Source organism: Bartonella kosoyi (assembly GCF_003606325.2).
GTDB classification, from domain to species: domain Bacteria; phylum Pseudomonadota; class Alphaproteobacteria; order Rhizobiales; family Rhizobiaceae; genus Bartonella; species Bartonella kosoyi.
In genome coordinates this window covers 295,673-314,119 of the sequence record NZ_CP031843.2, presented here as the reverse complement: position 1 = coordinate 314,119, position 18,447 = coordinate 295,673, and the positions used below count along the sequence as shown (strand labels likewise).

Annotated in this window: 18 protein-coding genes and 1 pseudogene; 9 read left to right on the top strand and 10 right to left on the bottom strand. The window is 36.6% G+C overall.

Annotated features, from left to right (window positions below):
• Positions 1 to 43: 43 nt before the first annotated feature.
• On the bottom strand, positions 44 to 337 hold the full coding sequence (locus D1093_RS10575) for an adenine nucleotide alpha hydrolase family protein (RefSeq protein ID WP_425290653.1): 294 nt from the start codon (positions 335 to 337) through the stop codon (positions 44 to 46).
• Positions 338 to 395: 58 nt separating this feature from the next.
• Between D1093_RS10575 and D1093_RS10570 the strand changes: the two genes are divergently transcribed.
• Positions 396 to 767, top strand: coding sequence for a hypothetical protein (locus D1093_RS10570; protein ID WP_425290660.1), 372 nt, complete (start codon positions 396 to 398; stop codon positions 765 to 767).
• Here the strand turns inward: D1093_RS10570 and D1093_RS10565 are convergent.
• Positions 671 to 958, bottom strand: a pseudogene (locus D1093_RS10565) (argininosuccinate synthase domain-containing protein). The gene D1093_RS10570 and the pseudogene D1093_RS10565 sit on opposite strands and share 97 nt — an antisense overlap.
• 363 nt (positions 959 to 1,321) lie before the next feature.
• On the opposite strand from D1093_RS10565, the gene D1093_RS01455 reads away from it, so the two are divergent.
• The gene (locus D1093_RS01455; RefSeq protein ID WP_120100180.1) at positions 1,322 to 1,963 is read left to right on the top strand and encodes a LysE family translocator; all 642 of its coding nucleotides are present in this window, start codon (positions 1,322 to 1,324) and stop codon (positions 1,961 to 1,963) included.
• Positions 1,964 to 2,705: 742 nt separating this feature from the next.
• On the opposite strand, the gene rlmN is transcribed toward D1093_RS01455, so the two are convergent.
• The 6 genes from rlmN to lptC all read right to left on the bottom strand — a co-directional run bounded on the left by rlmN (position 2,706) and on the right by lptC (position 8,791).
• A complete protein-coding gene (rlmN, locus tag D1093_RS01450; RefSeq protein WP_120100178.1) occupies positions 2,706 to 3,932 on the bottom strand; it encodes a dual-specificity RNA methyltransferase RlmN in 1,227 nt (408 codons plus the stop codon).
• 42 nt (positions 3,933 to 3,974) lie between these two features.
• On the bottom strand, positions 3,975 to 4,478 hold the full coding sequence (locus D1093_RS01445; protein ID WP_120102272.1) for an invasion associated locus B family protein: 504 nt from the start codon (positions 4,476 to 4,478) through the stop codon (positions 3,975 to 3,977).
• 703 nt (positions 4,479 to 5,181) lie between these two features.
• The gene (gene ptsN, locus D1093_RS01440) at positions 5,182 to 5,646 is read right to left on the bottom strand and encodes a PTS IIA-like nitrogen regulatory protein PtsN (RefSeq protein ID WP_120100176.1); all 465 of its coding nucleotides are present in this window, start codon (positions 5,644 to 5,646) and stop codon (positions 5,182 to 5,184) included.
• Between the two features lie 1,023 nt (positions 5,647 to 6,669).
• Positions 6,670 to 7,464 carry an LPS export ABC transporter ATP-binding protein gene (gene lptB / locus D1093_RS01435; protein WP_120100174.1) on the bottom strand — a complete coding sequence of 265 codons (795 nt, stop codon included), beginning with the start codon at positions 7,462 to 7,464 and terminating at the stop codon, positions 6,670 to 6,672.
• A 6-nt stretch (positions 7,465 to 7,470) separates the two neighbouring features.
• Complete coding sequence (locus D1093_RS01430; protein WP_120100172.1) at positions 7,471 to 8,070, bottom strand: LptA/OstA family protein; 600 nt, start codon at positions 8,068 to 8,070, stop codon at positions 7,471 to 7,473.
• 76 nt (positions 8,071 to 8,146) lie between these two features.
• Positions 8,147 to 8,791, bottom strand: coding sequence for an LPS export ABC transporter periplasmic protein LptC (gene lptC, locus D1093_RS01425; RefSeq protein ID WP_120100171.1), 645 nt, complete (start codon positions 8,789 to 8,791; stop codon positions 8,147 to 8,149).
• 186 nt (positions 8,792 to 8,977) lie between these two features.
• Here lptC and ihfB point away from each other — a divergent pair, with 186 nt between their 5' ends.
• The 7 genes from ihfB to D1093_RS01390 all read left to right on the top strand — a co-directional run bounded on the left by ihfB (position 8,978) and on the right by D1093_RS01390 (position 14,493).
• Positions 8,978 to 9,256 (top strand): integration host factor subunit beta, encoded by a 279-nt coding sequence (ihfB, locus tag D1093_RS01420; RefSeq protein ID WP_026500856.1) that lies wholly within the window; start codon positions 8,978 to 8,980, stop codon positions 9,254 to 9,256.
• A gap of 7 nt (positions 9,257 to 9,263) precedes the next feature.
• The gene (locus tag D1093_RS01415) at positions 9,264 to 9,560 is read left to right on the top strand and encodes a lipopolysaccharide assembly protein LapA domain-containing protein (protein ID WP_120100169.1); all 297 of its coding nucleotides are present in this window, start codon (positions 9,264 to 9,266) and stop codon (positions 9,558 to 9,560) included.
• 160 nt (positions 9,561 to 9,720) lie between these two features.
• A complete protein-coding gene (locus D1093_RS01410; protein WP_120102271.1) occupies positions 9,721 to 10,653 on the top strand; it encodes a class I SAM-dependent methyltransferase in 933 nt (310 codons plus the stop codon).
• Between the two features lie 2 nt (positions 10,654 to 10,655).
• A complete protein-coding gene (locus tag D1093_RS01405; protein WP_120100167.1) occupies positions 10,656 to 11,504 on the top strand; it encodes a TrmH family RNA methyltransferase in 849 nt (282 codons plus the stop codon).
• Positions 11,501 to 12,004, top strand: a complete 504-nt coding sequence (gene lspA, locus D1093_RS01400; protein WP_120100165.1) for a signal peptidase II — start codon at positions 11,501 to 11,503, stop codon at positions 12,002 to 12,004. Before D1093_RS01405 ends, lspA begins: the two co-directional genes overlap by 4 nt.
• 738 nt (positions 12,005 to 12,742) lie before the next feature.
• The gene (locus D1093_RS01395) at positions 12,743 to 13,516 is read left to right on the top strand and encodes a Bax inhibitor-1/YccA family protein (RefSeq protein WP_120102269.1); all 774 of its coding nucleotides are present in this window, start codon (positions 12,743 to 12,745) and stop codon (positions 13,514 to 13,516) included.
• A 113-nt stretch (positions 13,517 to 13,629) separates the two neighbouring features.
• On the top strand, positions 13,630 to 14,493 hold the full coding sequence (locus tag D1093_RS01390) for an endonuclease/exonuclease/phosphatase family protein (RefSeq protein WP_120100163.1): 864 nt from the start codon (positions 13,630 to 13,632) through the stop codon (positions 14,491 to 14,493).
• A 6-nt stretch (positions 14,494 to 14,499) separates the two neighbouring features.
• Here D1093_RS01390 and polA read toward each other — a convergent pair whose 3' ends face one another.
• A complete protein-coding gene (gene polA / locus D1093_RS01385; RefSeq protein WP_120100161.1) occupies positions 14,500 to 17,409 on the bottom strand; it encodes a DNA polymerase I in 2,910 nt (969 codons plus the stop codon).
• Positions 17,410 to 17,737: 328 nt separating this feature from the next.
• A complete protein-coding gene (dnaQ, locus tag D1093_RS01380) occupies positions 17,738 to 18,445 on the bottom strand; it encodes a DNA polymerase III subunit epsilon (protein WP_005774329.1) in 708 nt (235 codons plus the stop codon).
• Between the last annotated feature and the right edge of the window lie 2 nt (positions 18,446 to 18,447).

The window sequence follows — 18,447 nt, the reverse complement described above, 5'->3', positions numbered from 1 at the left end:
CTTTGATCATAAGCACCTTGATCATCCTCGATAAGTTACCAATTCACTCGAATAAAGTGATGTTTTTGCTTTGGCGCCCTTTAACAATCACGTTCCCCTTATAAAGCTTTAACGTGACTTCACCTTCAATATGTTCTTGAGATAAATCAATCGCTGCCTGCAATATCTTATGTTCAGGAGAAAACCAAAAGCCATAATAAATGAGTTCTGCATAACGTGTCATCAATTCATCTTTCAAATGCGCTGCACCACGATCCAGCGTTAAAGATTCTATAGCTCTGTGCACTGCTAAAAGAATGGTTCCACCTGGTGTTTCATAAATACCCCGCGATTTCATACCTACAAAACAATTTTCTACAAAATCTAACCAACCAATAGCAATTATTGTGCTCGTAATGATTAATTCTGCAAATCAAGTTGCAGGCAATAAATTTTTTCCATTGATTAAAATAGCATCGCCTTTTTTAAAACCAAGAATGATTCTGGTTGCTTTATCGTGTGCATCTTTCAGCGAAAAAATACACAAGTGGACATCTTCAGGAGCGAGAGAAGTGCTGGATTTTCTAAAATCTTTCCTCTTGATGAAGAAGGACATAAATTTGCCCCCACTTAAAAAGGTGCTTCGCCTTACTTATCCTTTTCTACAGGTATTTGATGTATGCGAGCAAATTCAAACAGATTTTTCCGACTTCTTAAAATCCCAATCACACCTTGGGGCAATACCCTTTATATCAGAACTTAAAAGCATAAGCGAAAAGCGTACCTGATCATTGCCTTTACCCGTTGCCCCATGAGCAATTCATCTACCCCTGTTTCCCTTAGCAATTTCAATAAGGCGTTTTGAAATAAGTGGGCGTGCAATTGACGTTCCTAAAAGATAAATTCCTTCATCAACGGTATTCACTCGAAACAATCGGAAAGACAAAATCAAGCATAAATTCTTCGTGCAAATCTTCATTATAGATTTTTTTAACACCCTAGCATTTCAGCTTTAAAACAAGAAAGTTCTAGCTCTTCCCCCTGCCCCAAATCCGCCGTAAAATTTACAACTTCAACGCCTAGCGTACTTTGCAGCTATTTAAGAATAATTGACGTATCCACCCACTCCCTTGAATAAGCCAAAACAATATTTCTAATATTTTGTTACTTTTTCACTCTAAAGTTCTATACGCGTTACTCTTTTTTTCCCAGAAATCATAACAGCGCAAGAAATGTGAAAATAAATTCTCTTTAAACAACATTAAAAAGACTCAAAAAGCGTAGATAAACGCGAATCAGATTGTAAATAGTAAACGCGGCTTAAAAATAAGAGGAGATTTACGTGTCATTTCTACCGGAGTGGTCTATCATTGTACAATTTGCTTTAGCATCTTTGATTTTGGCACTCATTCCAGGACCGGATATGATGCTTTCTGTGGGGCGGACCATTACACAAAGCAAAAAAGCTGGAATTATGTGCGCCTTGGGAAGCGCAACAGGATTTGCCATTCAAGTTACCGCTGTAGCTCTTGGCTTATCAGCGCTTATTTTTGCTGCGCCACACACTTTTGTTCTTCTGAAAATTATTGGTGCTTTTTATCTTTTATGGTTTTCCTTCCAAGCTTTACGGAGAAAACCGACATTTTCTTTTGAACAAACATCTTCTAAATCTCAAAGCTCCAAACGTAACTATCTTGCTGGTATTGGAATTAATCTTCTCAATCCTAAAGTCATACTCTTTAACGCAACATTCTTACCACAATTTATCAATGAGAACGATCCTATGGCAACACAAAAGTTACTTTTTTTAGGACTCTCTTACATTCCTATTTCTTTCCCTATTACAATTTCTGTTGTTTTTACAGCGCATAAACTGACCAAAACTCTTAAACAAAACCCTCTTTATATTCGCTTTCTCGACTGGCTTATTGCAGGGACCTTTACCAGCTTTGCTCTCCATCTTCTTATCGTTACAAAAAATTGATTTATAAGGTGTAATCTATCGTTTTTAATTTAAATTGGAACTCTAGATATTGTGAAGCGCTTTCTTTTTAAATGTTATGTTTATATTCAATTAAACAAGAGCTCTTCCTTATACAGCACAAGAAAAGTGAGTGTTGTCGTGTAAATAATAACGACTTCAGAAAAGAATATTTCTTATGAATCACCTTAAACTCTGAAAGCTTCTACAACATTGAAACCTAAAAGTATGAATAGTATCATATATTTCATAGAGGCTTTTATATTATGCTTTTCACAGGCATAGTCGTGAGGTGGGAAGTGCATTAAGAAATGTTTTTTTTAAACATGTTAATGGATAATAACAATGGTCTTTATATTTTAGACATGCCGTTTTGTGTGAAGCGTAATCTTTCTAAAGAACGCAATAAAAAAAGCATCAAGAAATGTATATCTCCACTCTTTAAAAGTTATTATCTAGAGATGTTTTTAAAAGTCATAGAACCTAAGTAAAGAGTGTGAGATGGAAACGTATGTCCCTTGAAACTTTCCTCTCAATGAGGTTACTTCCTTATTTCAGAGATTACACAAACAGACTTTATGTAATCTCTTTCCTCCTATTAAACCTATAAAAGTAAGAACTGTTCGTCTCGCACGGATCCATTTTAATCTCCTGTCTTACACATACTACTCCATGAGGCTTATAAGGTTTATACGCGTCGATTTACGGAAAAAATACAGGCTTTATAGACTTAAAATTGTGTTAACTAATGACCAATGGCATTTTCAAGTTTCAAACGTTCAGATTTTCGTAAGCGCTCTGAGGCCGATTTAAGCTGTCCACACGCCGCTAAAATATCGCGTCCACGCGGTATCCGAATAGGAGAAGCATAGCCTGCTTGATTAACAACATCAGCAAAACGCTCAATTTGCTCCCAATCAGAACATTGATAATTACTCCCTGGCCACGGATTAAAAGGGATTAAATTGATCTTCGCTGGAATCCCTTTCAATAACTGAATTAATCGCTTAGCATCATCTATACTATCATTGATATCTTTCAGCATAACATATTCAAATGTGATTCGTTTTGCATTAGACAGACCAGGATAATTACGGCAAGCTTCCATAAGCAAAGCAAGCGGATACTTTTTATTGATGGGAACAAGCATATCCCTTAGCGTATCATGTACAGCGTGGAGTGAAATTGCTAACATAACACCAATTTCTTCTCCAGTTCGGATAATTCCAGGAACAACTCCACTGGTTGAAAGCGTAATCCGGCGTTTTGATAAAGAGAGCCCATCGCCATCAGAAGCAATTAATAAAGCTTTTTTTACAGCTTCAAAATTATAAAGAGGTTCTCCCATTCCCATCATAACAATATTGGTAATTTTGCGCCCTTCAACAGGAACAATGGCCCCATCAGGCGTATTCTTATCAGGAAAATCACCCAAACAATCACGTGCAACCAACAATTGAACCAAAATTTCTTCTGCCGTCAGATTGCGAACGAGCATCTGCGTTCCTGTATGACAAAAAGAGCAGGTTAATGTACACCCTACTTGCGATGAAAGACATAAGGTCCCACGTCCTTCTTCAGGGATATAAACCGTTTCAATTTCAACAGGCCTTCCAGCCCCACGTGCTGGAAAACGTAAGAGCCATTTACGTGTACCATCCTTTGATATTTGTTCTCCAACAATTTCCGGACGTGCAATGGAAAAATGACGTTTGAGAGTTTCCTGCATTGCTTTAGAAATGTTCAGCATTTCATCAAAATTTGAAACGCCACGGACATAAAGCCAATGCCAAAGTTGACGTGCACGCATACGCGTTTGACGCTCTGGTACACCAAGTGTCTTTAAAGCTTGCACTATTTCATCTTGCGATAATCCAATTAAAGAGAGCTTAGAACTCTCCTTCACCACCACATTATCTGTTTTTTGTGCTAAACATGAACCAAAAGGTCTAAGGTCATAGGAAATAGCCATTGCTTTCCAATTTACATTACTATTTTAGAAGTTATCAAAACCTTAATGGCACTTTTGAGCCGCATTTAATGCAGCAGTGACCCCTTTTAAGGAATAAGTATAGGTGGTGTGCGTTCCCCGTTTTGATATTGCTTTCACGGTCATATTGTTTCCAGCACGCATAGCAGAAACAAGCTGCTTTTCTAGCTCTGATGACGCCAACCAAGCTGAAGAATCCTTCGTGAAGAAATCAAAATCCTTATCTCCAATGGTCACTGTCACTCTCGACCCTTCTTGAAGCGTATAACCAGCCATAAACTGCGGTTCAAACGAAACAGGCGATTGAGAACGCTTGGTAACTAAGAAAAAATTATCACCATGATTAACCGTCGTTGGAAGAGCCTTTAAAGGAATAGATAACACATAGCAAATCGTATTTTGGGACGATTTATAAGAATAGACTCCCCACGCTTCAAATTGATTTAAACGGCTTGGCGTTTGTGCACATGCTGCCCCAGCTGTAATAAAAACCATTACAGATGCAGCAATAACAGTCTTTTCAAACATCTTCATTTAGCTCACTTCTTTAATCTTTAACAAGATTCTCTTCATTGGAAAAGTTCAAACAAAAACTCCTCGACACTCATGTATAATTATCTTAATTCCTTTAATAAGCGAAATATTCCCACAATAATCAGAACATATTTTTACGCTCCATTGTGACCTTTTAGTCGTTACCAAAATATGAACTTTTTATTCAATAATCACATTAAAAAACAATATTTTTAATTTCACACCACCCTTTTCGTTTTTTATGAAAAAACGATACCTTTAAGCAATATGACTTTAAAACAAGATGAAAATATATCACCACTCTGCTAAGAAATAAACCACACTCTTTATATCACAAGCAATCTGCTGAAAAACTCTGAAAATAAACCCTACACTCCCCAAAAAACTTCATAGAACCTCGTACCTTGTGAATACCGCTTCTCAATTTTACACATTCAATACATGTATGTCTTTAAGATACTCCACCTTTCAATTATTATAGTGTATTCATACTTCGTATTCAATATCGTCCTGATATCGTCTTTTCATAATCTTAATATTATCAATATATTAAATCATAAAACGTAGAAACCTTAGATTCTATCTCAATGGCGAATCGCATAACGTTATCTTTCACCATCAGCCCTTTAAGATACAAATTATATCATTTTTAAACTCTATGGTGTATACATCAAAATTTATACACTTATAATCTTTTTTAAGCCGCATTTGATTCTGAAGTTTGAATCAATAAAGCATAAAGCGCATTAGCATTATGCGTATTGCGTAATTTTTGCACAACATCAGCATGACGCAAAACACGTGCAATCTGTGATAAAGCTTTTAAGTGATCTGCGCCAGCATTTTCAGGTGCTAAAAGAAGAAAAACAAGGTCTATAGGCTCATCATCGAGAGCTTCAAAATCAATAGGACTTTCAAGACGTGCAAATATACCAATAATCCGATTAATATCAGGTAATTTTCCATGCGGAATCGCAATACCACCACCCAGCCCCGTCGAACCAAGTTTCTCACGTTGCAAAACAATATCAAAAATTACATGTTCACTAAGACCTGTCAGCTGGGACGCTTTTTCGGCTAAAATTTGCAGAACTTGTTTTTTCGAATTCGCCTTAAGAGCCGGAATAATTGCTTCCGGTGCTATTAACTCACTCAAATTCATCCTTTAATTTTCCTCTTACACGCTCAAATGCTCATCAATAAACCTATAAACGGTATCGATATTTAAAGTTCTTTCACTTTTCGCAACATCGCAATGTGTTTTTATTTTTTAATTGATAACAGGTGAAGGCTTAGTACGTCTCATATCACTTTTAACAGAACAATAAATAGTGTTTAGCTCCTCATTAACAGCATGAGAAAAGAAAAAAAGAAATGAAATTGTTCATAAAATTAATTTCCTTAAGACACTAGAAAAGGGCATTATTCGTAAATTTATTAAACTTGTCACAAGAGTTAACGTATAATCCCCATTAGATTTTTTCTTTCTTTAAAAATGAGCTCTTAAATAGAATGAGAAGCACATTGAGCAAAATAGACCTTTAGTTTTAAAATCACTGTATAGCTTAAACAAAGCCTTATAACAAGAACCTAAAGCTTTTCTCCTATTTAAATACGCCATACAAACTAATAAAATAGGACAATCCTATTAAATAAACGCAATATATAACGGATGGATTCTCCAATCAAAATATCCAAAACAGCATCATCGATATGTTCTTTGATGGGATAGAGAAAGTATGATGAATATCTCTCACCTTTTCTATGATACAATCATGAATAAGCTCAACCAATAAAATAATAAACTCATCTTAAGTGAGGAAGCCTCTTTCACCACTCAATGAAAATTTATTAAATTATACTCATAAAAGAAGTTTGGCATAAATAAGGAGATTTTCAATAATATCAGAGAAAAACTTATTGCACAGCTCAATTAAAAAACTTTATCCTAAAGTCACATTCTTTTATTGATTTACAGCTTTTAATAACATTATCATTGTTTCTACAATAAAGAAAATTTTTCCTTTGTTTCTGTAATAGAAATATATCGATGACATGCTTTATTAATAATCACAATGAAGCCTTATCTACCTCCTTTGAAACGTGTTTGATTACTTAGAATAGTGTTTGTGGCGACCATGTTGTTTTTGTTAAACTTAAATGAAAACATATGAAAGCTGTAAAATCATAGAGAAAACTGATTGCCCAAATAAATTCTGCGGACATCAACATTGTTGATAATATCGTGAGGACGACCGTGAACCAACACTTTGCCGGTATGAATAATATAAGCGCGGTCGACAAGCCCTAATGTTTCGCGTACATTATGATCTGTTATTAAAACACCAATGCCACGCTTCGTTAAATGACGAATAAGCTGTTGAATATCAAAAATAGCGATAGGATCAATTCCTGCAAATGGTTCATCAAGTAACATAAAATGAGGTCGAGAAGCTAAAGCGCGCGCAATTTCAAGTCGTCGACGTTCACCCCCAGATAACGAAAGAGCAGGCATTTTACGTAAATGATCAATTTTAAACTCATGTAAAAGACTATCGAGCTCTTCACGTTGTTTAAGGCGATCTTGTTCAACGACTTCTAAAACAGCTTTGATGTTATTTTCTACGGAAAGTCCACGAAAAATAGAAGCTTCTTGGGGAAGATACCCGATACCTAAACGCGCCCGTCGATACATCGGAAGATGCGTTATATCAAATCCATCAATTTTAATGGATCCTCCATCAGATTTTATGAGCCCCGTAACCATATAAAAACAAGTTGTTTTACCTGCCCCATTGGGCCCTAAAATGCCAACGGCTTCTCCCGTACGAATGCCAAAAGAAACACCATTAACCGTTGGTCTTCCTCGATAAACTTTAATCAAATGGCTGGCAATCAAGGTTCCTTTTAAGCGCTTTTTTGAAGCTTCACTTGTAAAATCATACTGATCAGTCTGTTTTTTTCTTTTGATTCCAAACATGAAATCTTAATGGCCATTTTGTTGATTTTGTTTAAAAATAATAGAAACGCGACCTTTTTTCTTAGTTGTCTCACAACCCTCTAAAAAAGCTTTTCCGCTTTCCATATTCGCCGTTAGTTTGCATCCCGTTGCTACATTGTCACCATCTGTTAACACAACATGATTCCCTGTCAAGCTCATCATTTTTGATTTTCCATCAAAAACACCTTTATCCCCCGTTGCAATTTGCGTCGCTATTTTTATATAGACTTTTCCTAAGACTTCCATTTTTTGTATGCCCGATGAACCAAACAAAGAAACAGATGATGCCGTCGTATTTTCCTTGTTTCTATCCGCTCCTTTATGAGTTTTATCGTAATAAACAATTAATTTTTCCGCCCGTAAAAGACGTTCACCTTGCACCACTGAAACATCACCCTTAAAAAGCGCTATCCCTTCTTTATCACGTATTTCTAAAGAATCTGCATGAAGTTCTACTGGTTCTTTGTCATTTGATAGACTTATTCCAAAATGGGTCCCTTCAGCATATCCTGAAACCGTTCCTCCTCCTAACATTCCCACGCTAAAAGCCAACGTCATACCTATCCATCTTTTGTATGATTTCATTCTTCCAATTCTTCTGTTTGTATATACACATGAATTCTCTTTTAAATATTCCTTAAAGATTCGTCTTGATATTGCGTCATTGCTTTTCAAGCACTAAATGCACACCACCATGGAAATACATATTTTTTCCTTTTTCTCGAATTTTTAAGGCATTAGCGACAAGATGAAAACCGGCTCGCTGAATATTAACACGTTGATTTGTTTTTAACTGTCTTTCAGATAAATTAATATTAGCTGACATAAATTGTGCCATCACTCCATCATTCGTTGTAATGGTGAATGGTTTATCCAACTGTAAAAAACCATGAATATTATCGTAAATACCCCCTTGTGCTGAAAGAAAAACCTGTCTTTGTTGACCCATAGATGCTTTCGCTGTAATGTTTTGTAATCCAATTATTCCAGAGCGCGTATGATCTTGAAATGCCTTTTCTGCTTTAAGCCAATAAGGTTCATGAGCGCGCGTATACCCTTCTAATTTTGGATTGAGCATCGTCAAGTTTGTCACTCCATTCTCTTCATTATTCAAAGGCATAGGATCAGACGTAACGGGAACCAAGAAAAACGTAAACCAGCAGAAAACTACCCCTGAAACTAGTGCTAAGAGGGGTAAAAAAATTTTTAATAGGCTAATGCGACGCGAATGCCGAGATGCTTTTTTAAAAACATCTCCAACAGATGATTGCATTGAAAAGACTTCATTACGATTGTGTACGGACATACTCTCCTAATCTCTTAAATATTCCGCATTTTTAATCTGTATAACCTTTATAAGAGGTATTTTCAAATTTTGTTTCTTGAAATTTGTTTTTTCTTGGTTTTATTTTGCTTTTATCCGTTTATATGTTGTAATATGCATGAAATGCACAATTATAAGAAAGTTTTTTTGTGTGAAAGTGAGGCTATTGTGGTTAAATCAGAGCTTGTGCAAATTATTGCTCGTCATAACCCGCATCTTTTTCAACGGGATGTGGAGAATATTGTAAACGCTATTTTTGAAGAAATTTCAACAGCACTTGCCAATGGCGATCGTGTTGAACTTCGTGGATTTGGAGCTTTTTCTGTCAAAAGCCGTTCAGCCCGTAATGGACGTAACCCACGAACTGGAGAAGCCGTTGCTGTTGAAGAAAAATGGATTCCTTTTTTTAAAACAGGCAAGGATTTACGCGACCGTCTTAATCAGTGAGAAACTTATGATTATTAAACGTATTCTTCTAACAAGTATCGGTGTGATTCTCACAGCATTTTTGATTGTTTTTATCGTAGCTAATCGTCAAATTGTTCCGCTAACCCTTGATCCTTTTCGAGAAAATTCTGAAAGTTTTACTTATCATGCTCCCCTCTTTATATGGCTCTTTATTTTCTTTGGTTTTGGTACTTTATTAGGAAATCTGATCCGTTGGTTTTCCCATCACAAATGCAAAAAAGCTCTCAAAAAAAGTAAAGCCGAGATCGAGAAATTGAAAACGTCTATCACAAATCTAGTATAATGGTCTTTTAATGAAGTCTTTTTCTCTTTAGTATTTTATATTTAATACAGAATTTGTTTCTATACCTGTTTTAATTGATTTTAGTTCTTTTGCACTTTTACGAAACATTTAAGAGTTTTATAACGTAATTTTTTATACTTCATATAACATGATACAAAATATGCCTGCACAATGCTTTCAATCCTCCCACAAGAATAGATATCCGCAGGAAAAGTTGCCTCTTATTTTAGAAACAGGTATGAGTGAAAATTATGCTCTCATTGATTCTGGCAATGGACAAAAATTAGAGCGTTATGGAAACTATCGAATTATTCGACCAGAAGGTCAAGCACTATGGAAACCTGCTTTATCACAAAAACAATGGGCTGATGTTGATGCTATTTTCACAGGAAACCGTGATGAAGAAGGTGTTGGTCGTTGGCATTTTCCTAAAAAGCCACTTGATGAAACATGGCCTCTTTCTTGGAATGGGCTGTCTTTTCTAGGTCGCTTTACTTCTTTTCGTCATGTAGGCGTTTTTCCTGAACAAGATGCCCATTGGCGCTTTATGGAAGAACAAATTGTTAAAGCCGCACGTCCTATAAAACTATTGAATCTTTTTGGCTATACAGGTGTTGCCTCTTTGATTGGAGCACGAGCGGGTGCAAACGTTACCCATGTTGATGCTTCTAAAAAAGCCATTGCGTGGGCAAAAGCTAATCAGGAAAGAGCAGGATTACCAGATCATTCTATTCGCTGGATTTGCGATGATGCTGTAAAATTTGTCGAGCGAGAACTGCGACGCAAAAAAAACTATGATATGATCCTTCTTGATCCCCCTGCTTATGGACGTGGACCTCATGGCGAAGTTTGGCAACTGTTTGATCATTTACCAGTCATGATCACAAATTGTCGTAACCTTCTCTCTGATAAACCGCTCTCTGTTGTCCTTACAGCTTATTCTATTCGTGCTTCCTTCTTTGCACTTCATGCTTTAATGCGCGATACATTTGTAAATCTTGGTGGTACGGTCGAATCAGGAGAACTCATTTTACGCGAAGAAATTGCAGGGCGCGCCCTTTCTACTTCTCTTTTTAGCCGTTGGATTGCTTGAATATGTGTGGACCCAAAACTGGTAGAGTGAAAGAAATTACCTCTCTTAGCAACCCCATCATAAAAGATCTTAAGGCACTGAGCCAAAAGAAAAACCGTAATCGAGAGGGTCTTTTCATGGCAGAGGGATTGAAATTGGTCATTGATGCTCTCAATCTCGGCTGGACAATACAAACACTTATTTTTTCCAAAAGCGAAATGGGCAATGCTACGATCGAAAATACTGCTGCACGTGCTGTAGCCAATGGTGGTTTTGTTATCAAAGCCTCACAAAAGGTTATGGAATCACTGACTCGACGCGATAATCCACAAACAGTTATTGGTATTTTCAAACAAAAATGGCAACCCCTTGAAATGGTAAAAGGACAGGCGAAAGATGTTTACATCGCACTCGATCGTGTGCGTGATCCTGGAAATCTTGGAACCATTATTCGCACGGCTGATGCTGTAGGTGCTAAAGGTGTTCTTTTAATTGGCGAAACAACAGACCCTTTCTCACCTGAAACAGTTCGTGCAACCATGGGGTCTATTTTCTCCATACCCCTTTATCGTTTTGATGAAAGCGCCTTTTTAAACTGGTCTTCTTGCTTTAAAGGCATGATCGTTGGCACGCATCTCAAAGGATCTTTAGATTATCGTAAACTTGATTTGAAAAATGGTCCTATCATCCTTTTAATGGGAAATGAAAAACAGGGGTTATCAGATATTCTGACAAATCGATGTGATAAACTTGCACGTATTCCACAAAGTGGACGCGCCGACTCGCTTAATCTGGCTATAGCAACAGCTGTTATGCTTTATGAAATCCGTCGCCCTTATTTAACATTGGAACCATGTGAGGAAAAAATATGATCCGTAAATCACTCCTTTTTCTTCTCCTTGGCTTGACCCTTACAGCAGGACTTGACCAAGCTGTTAAGTATTGGGTTATGCAAAATATGCCTCTCGGGACAGAAATCCCCCTTATTCCTTTCCTTTCCCTTTATCATGTGCGTAATTCTGGTATTGCATTTTCGTTTTTTTCTTCCTTTTCTCACTGGGGAATCATTGCCATCACAATCATTGTAATTATCTTTCTTTTATGGTTATGGAAGAATACTGAAGATAATAAATTTTTAATGCGCTTCGGTCTTGTCCTTATTATTGGGGGAGCAATCGGTAACCTTATTGATCGTATTCGCTTTCATCATGTCACTGATTATATACTTTTTCACATTGATGATATTTTTTATTTTGCTATTTTTAATCTTGCAGATAGTTTTATCACTTTGGGTGTTATTGCCATCCTTATTGAGGAACTGCGTACTTGGATGAAAGCAAGACGTCATTCAAACCATACATCTTCTCATTGATGTTCTCATTGCCTTAAAAACAGAGATTTTTAAACACCATAAGCTTGATTACAAATCCTCTTGGATAATTCTTGCAGCTAATCATTTCACGTATTTTTTTATGAGATTTTATTTTCTCTTCAACTTTATATTTCCATCCTTCAGCAATACAAAAGAACTGACTTAAAATGGAAATCAATATCTTTTTATCTATATGTCTCTATCACACCCTAAGAAAAAATATTTTACAGCTTTTTATTAGCACGCAAATCCTGCTCGTGTGTCGTGCAAGAAAATGATCTTGATGGATTGAATATAAACAGATTTGTCATCAGACAATCTTACGATATTTTTGTGAGAAATATTTAGAGTGAAAAATAGCGCGATGTTATGCGCTACTCTCCTCATTACTATAAAGATAGATATTTTGTAGGTGGAAATTATAGGGTCCCTGAGAATAATAAAAATATCTCAGTATCGTCTTTTTATCTTGCAAAAATATGGCGAAAAACGGAAATATTTTTCATGAAAATGGTCCTTTTCCTTACCAATTTGTAAGGTTCCTTGCTTCGATAAATCTCTTGTAATTTTTAAATAAATCTCCATAATAAAGGGGAATATGCTGGAATTCCGCCAGTGATTCTGGAGGTTTTTTGTATTCGCCAAATCAAGGCTTATACGAAACTTGTCTCTGCGATGAATAGAGACACTTTAAAAAAACCGATACCTGACGGAACATATGCTAAAGGATTTTATATTATGGCTAATTTCAAAAATTTACGTTCAGCGCCTGCTTCTCACGCTGATGCATCAATTGATCAGGGATTGCGCGACTATATGTTGGGTGTCTACAATACAATGGCCATTGGTTTGCTTATTACAGCTGCTGCCGCTTATGCGATTGTATCATTAGCAACGACAACAGATATGAGCCAAGCAGCAGCTCAGATCAATAGCAGTGTTTATTTAACATCATTTGGAGTAACATTTTATACATCGCCATTCGCTTATATTGTTATGTTTGCACCCCTCGTTGCAGTTTTATTCCTCAGTTTTAAAATTAATACATTGAGTACAAATGCTGCTCGTAGTCTCTTTTTTGGCTATGCTGCTCTGATTGGGCTTTCATTGTCTTCAATCGTTTTGCGTTATACGACAGAAAGTATTGTACAAACCTTTGTCATCTCTGCTGCAACTTTTGGAGCTCTTTCACTTTATGGATACACAACAAAGCGTGATCTTACAGCAATTGGTTCATTCTTATTTATCGGATTGATTGGTTTATTGCTTTCTATGGTTGTGAACGTTTTTCTTGGATCAAGTGCTTTGCAATTTGCTATCTCCGTTATTGGTATTTTTATCTTTGCTGGTTTAACAGCTTACGATACTCAGAACATTAAGTTGATGTATTATGAAGGAGATCAAGGCGATACCAGAGGTCGTAAAGTTATTATGGGTGCGTTGAGTCTTTATCTTGATTTCATCAATATGTTTGTCTTCTTGCTACAGTTTCTTGGTTCAAATCGTGATTGATTTAAAAAAATCATTGCTTAATGAAAGAACCTTGTTTCTAAAAGAGACAAGGTTCTTTTGTTTTTAGTGTAAGTCTTTACCCTTTGCCTCCTAAGGACTATTCTTTTCGCAAAATGTCAAAAATACCTTACAAGCAAAAATTCCCTAGGTTTAGCGATTTTATCCAACAAAAGCTCCATGACTCCCTTTTAAAGGCAATCTATAGCCGCTCTCATCATCAATCCAATATCCTCAATCCAAATAATCATTATGATCTAACCGTTGCTTCCTATAATGTGCATAAATGTGTAGGTGTTGATAAAATTTTTAATCCTACACGGATTGTTCGTGTTATTACTGAATTACAAGTTGATATCCTTGCTCTTCAAGAAGCAGATAAACGTTTTGGGGAACGCATTGGTTTGATTAATCTTCAGCTGTTAAAAGCTGAGACCGGCTTGATCCCTGTGCCTCTCAATACTATGTCGCCTCATGGTCACGGTTGGCATGGGAATGCTCTTTTTTTGCGAAAGGGATATGTACGTGACATCTTGCAAGTCACTCTTCCTAGTATTGAACCACGTGGGGCCATCATTGTAGAGTTGGAAATGGAAGCAGGCCCTATTCGTATTATTGCAGCTCATTTTGGTTTACTGCGTTATTCTCGTAAACAACAAACAAAAATGCTCCTTGCAATTTTGCAAAAACGCTCCCTTATGCCTACACTCCTCATTGGAGATTTTAATGAATGGAGAATGGGAAAAGGCTCATCTTTAAACCATTTTTATCCCTATTTTGATAGCACACTTAAAGTTGTACCAAGCTTTCCCTCTCGCTTTCCTTTTTTAGCCCTTGATCGCGTTTTTGCCTTTCCTCATCAATTGGTAATAAGTCTTGAAAACCACTATTCACCACTTGCGCGCATTGCCTCAGATCATTTGCCGATCAAAGCCTATCTTAATCTTGCCAATGCGATGAATATCCTTAAAAATAAATGAAAAAAGTTAATGTGCCTCATCCCAATTTTGAGCCGTCATGACTTTCACTTCAAGGGGTACAGACAAAGATAAAACCGGCATTGTAGCATTTTCCATGACATCTTTAACAACAGCCATGGTTTTTTTACTCTCTTCTTCTGGTACTTCAAAAATCAATTCATCATGTACTTGCAGCAACATTTTTGCTGATAGATTTTCTTCTTTTAAAGCATCTTCCATCTGTATCATAGCACGGCGAATAATATCGGCGGCAGAACCTTGTATTGGCGCATTGATCGCTGCTCGCTCATTAAGAGAACGAATTTTTACATTCTTTGCTTTTATTTCTGGATAATGGATACGACGTCCAAAAATTGTTTCTACATAACCATTCTCACGTGCAAAGCTTTTAGTCTTTTCCATATAATCCTTAATTCCTGGAAATCTTTCAAAATAAAGTTGAATATAACGACCTGCTTCTTGGCGTGAAATCCCTAATTGATTGGCTAATCCAAAAGCTGAAATACCATAAATGATACCAAAATTAATCGCTTTTGCACGCCGTCGTATATCTGAATGCATTCCCTCTATCGCAACGCCAAACATTTGTGACGCCGTTATAGCGTGAATATCATGACCCTTAGCAAAAGCTTCTTTTAATGCTTTTATATCCGCAATATGTGCAAGAATGCGTAATTCAATCTGACTATAATCAGCAGAAAGCAAAACATGGCCTTTGGGAGCAATAAAAGCTGTTCGAATTTTACGTCCTTCAGCAGTTCGTACTGGAATATTTTGCAAATTTGGCTCTGATGATGATAATCGCCCTGTTGATGTTATTGCTAAAGAATAATTCGTATGAACACGCCCTGTTTTTGGTAAAATATAAGAAGGTAAAGCATCGGCATAGGTCGATTTTAGCTTTGCAAGTTGGCGCCACTCAATAATTTTACGTGGTAAAGTATGACCTTCAGCCGACAACTCTTCTAAGGTCTGTGCAGAAGTTGACCATTGTCCGCCTTTGGTTTTAGCACCTCCAGGCAATCCCATTTTGTCAAAAAGGATATCCCCTAATTGCTTTGGCGAAGCAAGATTAAATTTTGCATCAGCTTGTTTGTAAATTTCCTCTTCCAAAATCAAAGCAGCTTGCGCCAATTCTCCTGAAAGACGCAATAAAATCTGCCGATCAACAAGAATCCCACGTTCTTCCATTCTTGCAAGAACTTCTACAAGAGGCCGATCAAGGCGTTCATAAATTTTTGTCATCCCTCGAGCGATAAGTTGCGGTTTTAAAACTTGCCAAAGACGTAGCGTTATATCGGCATCTTCCGCCGCATAAAGAGTTGCTTGTTTTAAATCTACTTGTGCAAAAGAAGTAATTTTTTTTCCGTTATGTGTTAAATCCTTATAGGCAATTGGTTTATGTTCAAGCCAACGTTCCGATAAATCATCCATATTATGGGTTAAAATTCCAGCATCCAAAGCATAGGACAAAAGCATGGTGTCATCAAAAGAACGTATCACAATGTCGTATTGCTTCATCACCAACCAATCATATTTTATATTCTGACCAATTTTTAATACTGCAGAATCTTCTAATATCGGCTTTAAAAGTGCTAAAGCTTTTTGGGTCTCAATCTGCGAGACAATGCGCCCACCTCTCAAAAGGTCCTCCTCTCCTTCATCAAAATGCTCAAGAGGTATATAGGCTGCTTTTCCTGGCCGTAATGCGAGTGAAAAACCAACAAGCTTTGCTTGCATTGGATCAAGAGATGTTGTTTCAGTATCAAAAGCGAAAAAACCCTGTTCTTGTGCTTGTGATAACCACTCTTTTAAAATTTCCTCATCAAGAATTGTTGTATAAGTATCTCTTGTAATTTTTTGAGTTAGTGCTTGATCTTTACGTTTTTGTGCAAAAACTTGTGGAGAATTTTCAGAAAAATTATGAAGTGATGTTTTCTCAATATTTTTGATATCAGTATCATGCCCATAGCTTAATTTTTCCCATTCAACATCTACATCAAGTGCATCAATAACAGCTGCATCGCATGTTGTCGCTTCTGCCACGCGGCGCGTTAATGTTGAAAATTCCATCGCTTTCAAAAAAGCAATTAAGCGTGGTCCATCTTGTGGCTCCAAAATAAAATCATCTAAATCACTGTCTATAGGAACATCTGTTTTAAGTCTAACAAGTTCACGAGAAATTTTAACCTGTTCACTATAAGCTTGTATGTTTTCACGTCGTTTTGTTTGTTTAATTTCAGTCACATGTTGCAACAAAAGATCAAGAGAACCAAACTGATTTAACAACTGAGCAGCAGTTTTTGGTCCAATACCTGGAATACCCGGTACGTTATCCGACGAATCTCCAATTAATGCTTGTAAATCGATCATCTTTTCAGGGGCAACACCCCATTTTTCTATAACTTCTGAGATACCTATATGCTTATCTTTCATTCCATCATATAAGGATACATGCTTATTGACGAGTTGCATAAGATCCTTATCAGAAGAGATAATGGTTGTTTTTGCACCAACCTTTGTTGCCAATTGTGCATAGGTCGCTATCAAATCATCCGCTTCAAAGCCTTCCTTTTCAATACAAGGCAAATTAAAAGCCTTTGTTGCTTGGCGTATCAACGCAAATTGAGGAATTAAATCTTCGGGAGGATCAACACGATTCGCTTTATATTGAGGATAAATTTGTTTCCGAAAAGTATCCGATGAATAATCAAAAATAACAGCAAAATGTGTTGGAACAATACCTGTCGCTGTGTTACGAGCATCACAAAGTAATTTCCATAACATATTACAAAAACCAGCTACTGCTCCTACTGGAAGCCCATCCTTTTTACGTTTTAAAGGCGGTAAAGCATAGTAAGCACGAAAAACATAGCCTGATCCATCAACCAACAAAAGATGATCTGTTGCCTTCATGACAATTTTATTTCTCCTTTTCAGCTAAAAAAATACATTACTCTTATATGTTTTTTTCACTTTTATTTTAATTTTTTTCATTTTGCCTCTAAAAAGCCATTTTTTTTTTTCATAAGACATGAAGTCGTTACACTTTATATTATGTACCTAGAGCTTTTCTTTGCTGTTACAGGATTAATAGCTTTCATTTTGCTCCTCCTATGATAGCTGAGGTACGATGTAGCGACAGGGTCGTTGTGGTGTTCCCCTCCCCACAACGACCGTTTTTTTGGCATCCGTATTTTTCGTTCTTAACTTAAATAACTTTTTTAGAGATAAGGTAGGGATGTTATTCATAAATTTTGAAGTTATTCCACAGAGCTTTTTCACCCATTTTTCTGATAAAATCAGCGTGCAACCCTTTTTCCTGTGCAGTCAATCTTGAAGGTAGAGCCTGTGGACGAGATTTAACCGCATAAGATGTGCCTTTATCATTTTGGATATGTTCATCAAGATTCCTTTTGTTATCAAACCCCAATACGCCCTGCTTTCCACCAATCAGTTCAATATAAACGTCGGCTAAAATTTCTGCATCAAGGAGAGCTCCATGAAGAACACGATGGCTATTATCAATTCCAAAACGTTTGCATAAAATATCAAGAGAATTAGGGCCCATGGGAAATTTACGCCGTGCCATAGCCAATGTATCAAGAATATTATCAACACTGATAAGCGGCTTATTGACGCGTTTTAATTCTGCATTAATAAAACCTATATCAAAACTCGCATTGTGTGCAATCATAGTCGCACCATTGATAAATTCTAAAAATTCATCAACAATATCACTAAAACTTTTTTCGTTTTTTAAACGTTCATTGGTTAATCCGTGAATTGCTACCACTTCATCAGGAATAATAACACCTTCAGGGTTTAAATAAACATGAAACTGACGTCCCGTAAGATAACGATCAACCATTTCTACACAACCAATTTCGATTATGCGATCTTTCTCTTTATCTAAACCTGTTGTTTCTGTATCAAAAATAATTTCCCGCATAA